Annotated in this window: 3 protein-coding genes; 1 reads left to right on the top strand and 2 read right to left on the bottom strand. The window is 51.4% G+C overall.

Features of this window, described 5'->3' with window-relative positions; translation table 11 throughout:
• The coding region (locus HUU10_12525; GenBank protein NUQ82429.1) for a hypothetical protein at window positions 1-3,921 on the bottom strand (3,921 nt) is incomplete at its 3' end.
• 151 nt (window positions 3,922-4,072) lie between these two features.
• Window positions 4,073-8,266, bottom strand: coding sequence for a response regulator (locus HUU10_12520; GenBank protein ID NUQ82428.1), 4,194 nt, complete (start codon window positions 8,264-8,266; stop codon window positions 4,073-4,075).
• A 264-nt stretch (window positions 8,267-8,530) separates the two neighbouring features.
• Here HUU10_12520 and HUU10_12515 point away from each other — a divergent pair, with 264 nt between their 5' ends.
• Complete coding sequence (locus HUU10_12515; protein NUQ82427.1) at window positions 8,531-9,382, top strand: hypothetical protein; 852 nt, start codon at window positions 8,531-8,533, stop codon at window positions 9,380-9,382.

Below are 9,382 nucleotides of genomic sequence, written 5' to 3'. Positions count from 1 at the left end.
GATTTCGCGACCCAACAGATCGAATACAACCAGTCTTACCTTTCCACTGACCGGGATCGAGAAATCAATCCGGGTGGAGGGGTTAAACGGATTCGGGTAGTTCTGTCCAAGAGCCAGCCTGGTGGGTTGTTCGCCGCCAATGGAAAGCACCTGACTGTAGGAAACCGTTCCATCGAGGTCAAGTTGCTTCAGACGGAAGATTGTCTTATGAGCGGTGATTGGTGATTGGAAGGAATACGATTTCGGTGAATTGGTCGTTCCGTTACCAGCCACAAAACCGACTGTCTCCCATTCTTCCGAATTCTGACTTCCGGACCCTGAGGTTCTCGAAGGGTCAAAATTCTTCTTTTCCACTTCCCACCCATAATTGTTCAGTTCCGATTTGGTGGACCAGTTCAGGATGATCTGATCACCCGATACCGAGCCGGTGAAGGAGGCCAACTCCACAGGAAGCGGATTTTCACCACTGGTACCGACTGCAAACTCAGAGAAGGAAGTCAGACCGGAAATGGTGATATACGGATTGTCATGTAACACAGTGGCAAAGAATGGTGCACCGGTGACATCGACCCACGTGGCATTTTCATCCTCGCGTTTCACCACTTTGATGGAATTGAAATCGGTGATCCCGGTAATTCCGGTCAGATCAAGTGTGATGGAGTAAGTGAATCCGGAAAGTCCTGTATTCACAATGGACCAGTATTTATCCTGAGACAGACCGGTGATGCCAATAGGAAGATCACCGTTGACGGTCGGGCTGTTACTGGTGGTCGCTGTCAGGGTCCCGGTTGATTCGCTTCCATCGGTGAAGGTGATAGTGGCTCCGGTGCCACCCAGAACAAATCCGCCTGTTTCTCCGCTGGAGACAGTCGGTGTTGTGGAAGTGGACTTTGCACCCACCTGATATTTCATCATCAGGCGTGATTCCACCAATTTCCGTTCTGCATCAGACAGCACTTTATTAAAGATGAGCAACTCGGCGATATCACCAGAGAACAATTCACCCATTCCGATTCCCGGCAGGTTGTAAGCCCCGATCTGAACCGATCCGGTATGAGCTGCTCTTCCCGATGCAACGGAACCGGTTTCGGTACCGTTTACATATCCTTTGGCAGTGGTTCCATTGTTCGACAAGGCCATGATATCGAAATTATTCACATTGATGACACCAATATTGCCACCAGATGACCAACTACTTCCGTTACCACCATACGTAAAGAGTTGAGCGCCATCGAATCCATAAATGAAGTAAGTCTGATCAGATACCACACGTTGACGTGCGGCTGAGCTGGTTTTAATCACGCTGATAACAGTAACACCCGATCCCATGGTGATTGAGGGCGATTCCATGTGATCATTGGTTCCATCAAAGCGGATCACCGGTTTGCCATTTACCGTTCCACTGACATACTGAGGTTGATAGTCAGCCGTTGCCTGAGTCACTTCCCCGCCACCGGGTACCAGATTGGTCCAGGAAGAAACAAAACCGGAACCATCCTTGGTCACGCCCGAGTCGGCACGGACCCAAAGCACGAGATCCTGAGAAGGTGTTTTATATTGGAAGGATTTTGCAGCAGTGGTTTCCGTTCCGGTGGTATTTGTTGCTGTCAGGCGGTAATAATAAGTCGCGGTGCTGAGTCCGGTCAGGTTAACGGTCACATCTTTAGAGTATTTTTTTACCGTGGCACCCGACAGGTTCCATGAAGGCGAGTTGACGGTGGTCCCGGTATTTCCGTTGCCAGACATATCGGAAGCGGTGCTACCACTGGTTTCATTCAATTGCCAGTAAGCGTTCAGACCGGTTTCGTTTCCGGTAAGGGCTTTGTCATAATTGGCAGCAATGTCTGCTGCCGACCGGACTACCGACCATAGTCTGACTTCATCGATGTTTCCGCCAAAATAGTTACACTGACAGCTTGCAGGTTCCTGACGGCCGATATTGATATTTCCGTTATCCGGGGTGATCGATGAAATGGCATCGGTCACTGTTGTCAGCAAGGCACCGTTCAGATAAAACTTAACACTGTCATTGGCTGCATCGAAAGTCATGGCAACATGCGCCCACTCATTAACAGGAACCGAAGCAGATGAATATTTCCAGGTTCCACCCGTGCCCGTCGTACTGTAGAATCCGAGTTTGTTACTCTGAATCTGGAAGAGATACCGGTAATTTCCCTTGTCAATAATGGTATTATTACCTGATGCAAATTGATAAACCCAGGCTTCGATGGTCAGTTTATCGGTGAAATCGAGAGTTCCGTTATCAGGGATATCGACATATTGTGAGCCACCCAGACTTAAGGACCGACCAGCAACATCGGTATAATAGGTTTCAGAAACCGAACCACTCCCAACATCGGTGGCACCGGTAAAGGATGAATTCGTGGCATACTGAAATTTGTAGTTGGTGTTTGATCCGTTCGCCGCTACCACACCACTCAGGGTGGCTGTTCCGCCTGCCACATTGGTTGCGTCATTCAGAACCAGAACGGGCCGCGGGGACCGTAGCGTAGTGAACGTTTTAATAGCACCGTTAGTGGTTCCTTTCTCATTGGTGGCCACCACACGGAAATAATAGATGGTTCCTTCACTTAAACCGGTCACACCTTTGGTAGCCGGGCTGAATGAAGAACCACTCCCGGCTGAAGTTGAGGCAGTTGTTGAATAAGTTGCCAGAGTTGAACTGGTCCCATACTGAAAGGAATAGGTAGTTGCATATCCGTTCGGATTCACGCTTCCATTCAGGGTAACAGTGGTGTAAGCAACATCGGCTGCATCGGTGGTGGTCACCATGGGTGCAGCAGACTGAAGGTTGCCGTAATAGTCATCGTTATCGGTTTGGGATTCGGAATCATTGGCTGCACTGTTCGAAGAAAAACTGATTCCATCTGCTGCAACGGTTGAGCCCGGATGTACGAAGATCGCACCCGCTTTACCTTGACCGGCAGTACCACCGGTACCGGCTGTTCCGCCCGTCGCAGTATTGTTATTGAACGTGCAGGAAATCAGAGAAACGATACTTCCTGAACGGACAAACAAGGCACCACCCAAACCGGCACCGCCGCCGCCACTTCGGCAATAGGTATCTCCGCCTGCAAATACCGAACTGGTTGAGGATCCGCCAAACTCACCCGGGGTTCCCGGATTGACTGTGGACCATGCACCGCTGGTTCCATCATTCTTACTGCCGACGGCACCGGCTCCACCACCGTAACCGCCATTTCCTCCGGCACCACCGGCATAACGGCCATAGCCGCCCGATCCACCACCGCCCCCGAATGAGCCAGCAGAACCCGCCCCTCCCTGGAAGGAACTGGTGCTGAATCCGGCAGCCCCACCTGAACCGGCAATGGGTCCGTCTCCTCCAATCACACCATAATTAAAACTTCCATTCGAATTAGAACTGCCACCGACTGCAGTGTTTCCGGAAAACGTTACCGACTGAAGAACCATGGTTCCGGAGTTGACGTACATTCCGCCACCCATACCGGCACCACCGCCACCACCCCAGGCAGGACTTCCTCCCTGTGCTTTTCCGTTGATGACAGAAAGGTCATTGATTTCGCTGGTTCCACCATCTACGAAAAACGGCCGGTAAAGATTGTCGCCACTGATGCTCAGAGAGCCCGCGCCCGGACCGTAAATGGTCAGATCCTGAGTAATGGTTGGCAGGCCAGAGGCCAGTGTAATGGTTCCGGAAATACCAGTGGCATCGATGATATCTGCACCCGGATTGGCTTCTGCATCAATGATTGCCTGACGCAGCGAACCGGCACCTGAATCATTCGTGTTTGTAACCGTATAGGTCGTCTGAGAGCGACCAGCAGTGGCAATCAGAAGCAGTCCGATTGCGGTACCCAGAAAGGCGGCCGACTTCAGCAAAGAGGCCGGAAAGCGCCGGTTGGCAGTAACATGTTTCATTGTTTTCACTCCATTGTTTTGTGACAGCCGGGAACCCACCCCCGACTGATACAAAAGTCCGGCCAATCAGCCTAATGGAGTTATCACTTTTTGCGCATGCATTATCACAATTCATGCAAGATGAAACCGAGGAAACCGGTTCCAGAGGAAATCAGGAGGAAAGCAGGTCCGACGGAGATTGGCCATGTGTATCGCGGAACAATTTGCTGAAATAGGCCAGGTTAGGAATCCCCACCTCCCAGGCCACTTCATTCACCCGGCGGTTTCCTTCCATCAGCAGGGCCTTTGCGATTTGCATCCGACGGGTCCTGATCAGGTGATTGGCCGGATTTCCTGTCAATGCATTCAGCTTCCGGTTAAGCTGGGACTGACTCAGAAAGGCAGCTTTCGCCAGCATGTCCACCGACAAGTCCGGATTGGAAATCTCTTCGTCAATGACCGCCAGCAGGCGATCCAGTAGGTCCTGGTCATGAACCGGCAGTCCGGCAGACACTTCCTCTGCGGTTCCGATTCCGGCTAAAAGGGAGGTGTAATAGGTCCTCAGGCGATCGCGGGATTTTAACAGATTTCTGATGATGGCCAGTAACTCTTCGGCCTGAAATGGTTTCCCCAAATAGGCATCGGCACCGGTTTCCAGACCAATCAGCTTGCTGTCCAGACTCGATTTGGCAGTCAGCATGATCACGGGGATGTGAGAGGTGGCGCGTTCTGTTTTCAATGCTTTCAGCAGGTCGTATCCGTTCATCACCGGCATCATGACATCCGAAATGATCAGGTCTGGAACCGATGAGAGGGCCATTTGCAGACCTTCAGCCCCATCATTGGCTGTTTTAAACGCAAATCCTTCAAGCAGGCCACTCAGGTAAACCTGCAGATCGGCGTTGTCTTCCACCACCAGAATGGTTTCCTTCCTCGGCAGGTCGGCTTCTGGTGAAGCTTCTGGTGAATCCTCACGCACGTCAATCAGGTCGGGAATATCCACCGACAACGGTGTGGGAGAGAATGGGGTCCCGGCGGATGGAGCCGGGGCCGCTGTCTGTTCCCTGACCGGCAGGGTAATGGTAAACCGGGAACCGGCCCCCGGATAGCTGTAAACGGAAATGGTGCCGCCATGCAAAGTGACGAGTTCCTTCACCAAAGCCAAACCGATACCGGATCCTTCAAATGATCGCGTCAGGCCGGTTTCCACCTGATAAAACCGGTCAAACAAAAAGGGCTGCTGCCCCGGCGCAATTCCGATTCCGGAATCTTCCACCGACAAATGAATCACCGGCGGATTCTGAGTTGTTTCTGCTTTGACATCCACCCGGATTTCATCCCCCTCCCTGGTGAATTTCAATGCATTCGACAGCAGGTTTGCCAGCATTTTCTCAAGATGATCCGGATCAAAAGAAAACCAGAGATCTTCCTCAGGACCGGTGTAACTGACTTCCCGTTTTTTCATGGCAGCCAGATTCGCAAATTCCGATGTCATTGCCCTAACCATACCGGTGAAATTCTGTATGGATGGTCTGAATGGCAGCTCTCCGGAATCGGCTTTGGAAATGGCCAGTAGCTGGTCTATCAACCGTTTCAACCGGCGTGCATTTCTGATCATCAGGGTGGTATCGGGGTCGTTTTTCTTCAGCGCCTGTTTTTCCAGCGGCCCCAGAATGAGGGTCAGCGGAGTTCTGAATTCATGGGCAATGTTGGTGAAAAAATCGCTCTTTTTCTGATCGAGCTGACGAAGTTTTTCGGTCTGATGGGCCAGTTGTTCGTTCGATTCCCTGAGTGAGACCGAGAGTTCCTGCAACTGATGGGTCCGGTTGGTCACCTCCTGCTCTAGCAGTCGTTTTTCGCGCTTTACCCGTGATAACCGCGAAACCACCACCCAGGAAAGCAACCCGGCCAGAAGCAAAATCTGAAGAACACGGGCCCACCAGGTGGCATAGACCGGGGGATGAACTTCCACCGGAATGGAAAGCTGAGTGGGGGTCCAGTGACCCGCTTCATCGGTGGTACGGATGTTCAGCCTGTACGATCCGGCAGGAAGCGAGGCAAAGGTAATCAGGCGCCGGGTTCCCAACTGAATCCAGTCCTGCTTGAACCCTTCCAGCTGGTAGCTGTAATGAACCGACCCAGCGCGCGAAAACTGCAGACTGGCTACTTCCACCGAAACCAGAAAATCTTCCGCAGTGAATTGAAGTTCCTTCAGATGATTGATGGATTGCCCGGTTTCAGCTGAAAAATCGGGGTATGGAATCGCATTGACCGAGACCCCGGTCAGATAAACGGGAGCCTGAACCAGATTGGCATCAGACAAGTCTTTCGTATTCACCGAGGTGATTCCGTCGGTTCCGCCAAACCACAACCGTCCATCAGGTCCGGCCACTGCTGCAAACCGGTTAAACATTTCATTGCGGATTCCATCATTCGCATCGAAGTTTCTGATGCTTAACGACCCCGGTTTTCCGGATGATCCAACCGGGAAACTGATCCGGCTGAGCCCCACGGGGGTGCTGATCCAGATGTTTCCATCCCGATCCAGGAGACAGTCCATCAGATTATCATGAATCAGGCCGTCTGCAGTGGTCAGATGTTTCAGGGATCCATCCAGCGGAGACCAGACAAACAACCCTGATCCTGAACAGGCCATCCACAACCGGCCCCACCGGTCCTGGGCCATCCCAGTGATGTTCTGTGGGCGTCTTGCAGTTCCCGACGTGATCAGCGAATCGAGCCGCTCCAGACGGTTCGTCAGGTAATTCAGCCTGACGACACCTGCCGCATTGGTTCCCATCCAGAGATAACCGGCTTTGTCTTCGTGGAAATCCTGAATGAAAGTGTGATTCAGGCTTGCCAGCGTCTGACCATCGAGTTCGCTCAGATCAAGATCCGGACCCGGATTTTTATAACGGAAATTGCCACTGTACGTACTGAACCAGACATCACCGCGTGAATCGGCAAAAATGGTATAGGCCAGCGAAATGGATCGTTTATACCGGTCGCGTAAGTTGGTGAATTGCCGGGTGGCCGGATTCCATATCTGCACACCTCCGCTGTTGGTACCGATCCAGAACCGGCCGAAGGCATCTTCTGCTATGGTGTAAACGGTGTTATCCAGTAATTTCCGCTGATCACCCTTCGATGATTCAAAGACAAAAGGCTGCCGGGATCCCTCAGAAAACACATTAATTCCCCCGCCGTTGGTTCCCACCCATAACCGGTTTTCCGAATCCAGAAATAACTCGTGCACATCGGGATTGGTTAACCGGAACGCCGATTCCTGCGAGGTCTGATCCTGTCGGAACAACCGGAAATTCAGATTGATCCCCTGAACACCGGCTCCGTCGGTACCAACCCAATAGACACCGGGTCTTTCTTTGAAAATGGCATGGACATCGTTATCTGCCAGATTGTTCAGACCCGGGAGAGTTTTGGCAAACTGATCGCGAACCCTTCCATCCGGACCGAGGTGAAACAGCCCCCCTCCGTTGGTACCAAACCAGACAGACTCATCAGTATCCACATGGATAAACCGGATGTCATTGAAGGGAAATTGTTCGGGTGGATTGGGATATTCCCACACATCGCTGAATTGTCCCGTCCTGATGTCGAAGGTTTTCAGACCATATCCCCAGGTTCCGACATAGAGCGTATGGGTATTTTTCCAGGCCAGAGACCGGATGGACTGATGATAGGAAAATTCCGGAATGAGCGTTTTCCAGGAAAAAGGGGTGATTGTTTTTCGGTCCGGGGAAAAACGGAGCAATCCCCCGCCGATTGAACCCAGCCACAGGGTTCCGTCAGGGGCCGGAAGAATGGCGGTGATGTTGTTGGAAACGACGGTTTGTTTCCAGGCATCGGTATCGAAAAAGTGAGTGGTGGTTCCGGTCTGAAAGGAGTGGTACAGCAGTCCGGAACTGAACGTACCAACCCAGAGTCCTTTTTTTCCGTCGGGCACAATGGTACGTACATCGGTGCGGGGAGCAGTGGTATCCGGAATGGAAACGGGAACTTCGGAAAACTGAAGACTGAGGCGGTTAAAGGCCAGCACCTGCCTTCCCACTGCCAGAAACAGTGAGTCGCCACCATTGCCGGTCAGCGCCTCGAACATGTTATCGCCTTCCACGGCCTCAAACTGATCACGGGTACGGAAAACCGTTACCCGATACCCATCAAACTTGTTCAGCCCGTCACGGGTAGCAATCCATAAAAAACCGTCCCGGTCCTGATGCAGACCTGTTACCGAGTTGTTGCTTAACCCACGCTGCTGGGTAACAGACAAGGTTGAAGACTGCGCAACCAGCAAAAGGGGAATGATCGCTGCCATTCCAAAAACCGATCCGATCAGTGCTTTTTTCATGGAACGGTAAAGGTACGGAATGAAACCGCAATCCCGAGAGGAAAGACCCTGGGAATTCAACGCGTGCAACCCGGTAAAACTTCGGTCTGATCAAAGGAAGGGTCCCCGCCACATTCCCTTATCGGCAACTTTCATTTTGGGCTGGGTGTATTCTCGCAATGGTCACAAACCCATCTTTAATAATTTTCTAACCAAACATCTTACAATACTGTGACAAAAGGTGGTATGTTTACTTTCCTTTATTTTTTGCCACTTTTTATGAACATGAAACGACCCGCTTTGTTGATCTGGGTAACCGGATTGGTGATTTTTTTCTGGTGTCTGGTTCTTGTCTGGCCGTACTATTCGTTGCCTCTTCATGAACGACCTTTTCACGCCAGCCATGCCCAACTGAAGCCGGGTGGCGAGATCGGACATAAAGCCGGAATCGCCGGGACCATTCTGATGGTGGTGGGCGTCACCAGTTATAGTCTCAGGAAACGATGGAAACGACTCTGGACGGCGGGCAGCATCCGGCATTGGATGAACTTTCACATTTTCTGCTGTGTGGCCGGTCCTGCCTTGATTTTCTTTCACACTGCCATGAAAATCGGAGGCCTGGTTTCTATTGCTTTCTGGTCCATGCTTGCCGTTGTGGTTTCCGGAATTATCGGCCGTTTTTTTTACACTCAAATTCCCCGCTCTTTTTCCGGACTGGAATTGTCTGTGAATGAGGTGAATCAGCAACTGAGGGATCTGAAAACCAGATTAACTACCGAGTACGATATACCGGCCGAATGGGTGGAGGAATTTCATTTTCCCGATCCACCATCCGGCACCGGACCTTTGCGGCTGGCGGTTCGTCTGATCAACGACCGGCTGGAATGGAACCGGTTCAGAAAATCCTGTATCACCAGGCTGCAATCAAGACAAATTTCTCCTTCCCATCAAACAGCCATTCTGACCATCCTGTTTGACCGGGCACACCTGATAAGAAAAAAATCCAGCATGCACATTTTCCAGCATTGGCTTCACCTCTGGCATGTGTTTCATTTACCATTTGCCCTCATCATGGGAGTTGTTTTACTGCTTCACATCGGAATTTCAATTTATACAGGTTACGGGATCGGATTTTAA

The organism is Bacteroidota bacterium (assembly GCA_013360915.1).
Lineage (GTDB): Bacteria > Bacteroidota > JABWAT01 > JABWAT01 > JABWAT01 > JABWAT01.
This window is presented reverse-complemented; position numbering and strand designations above follow the sequence as displayed.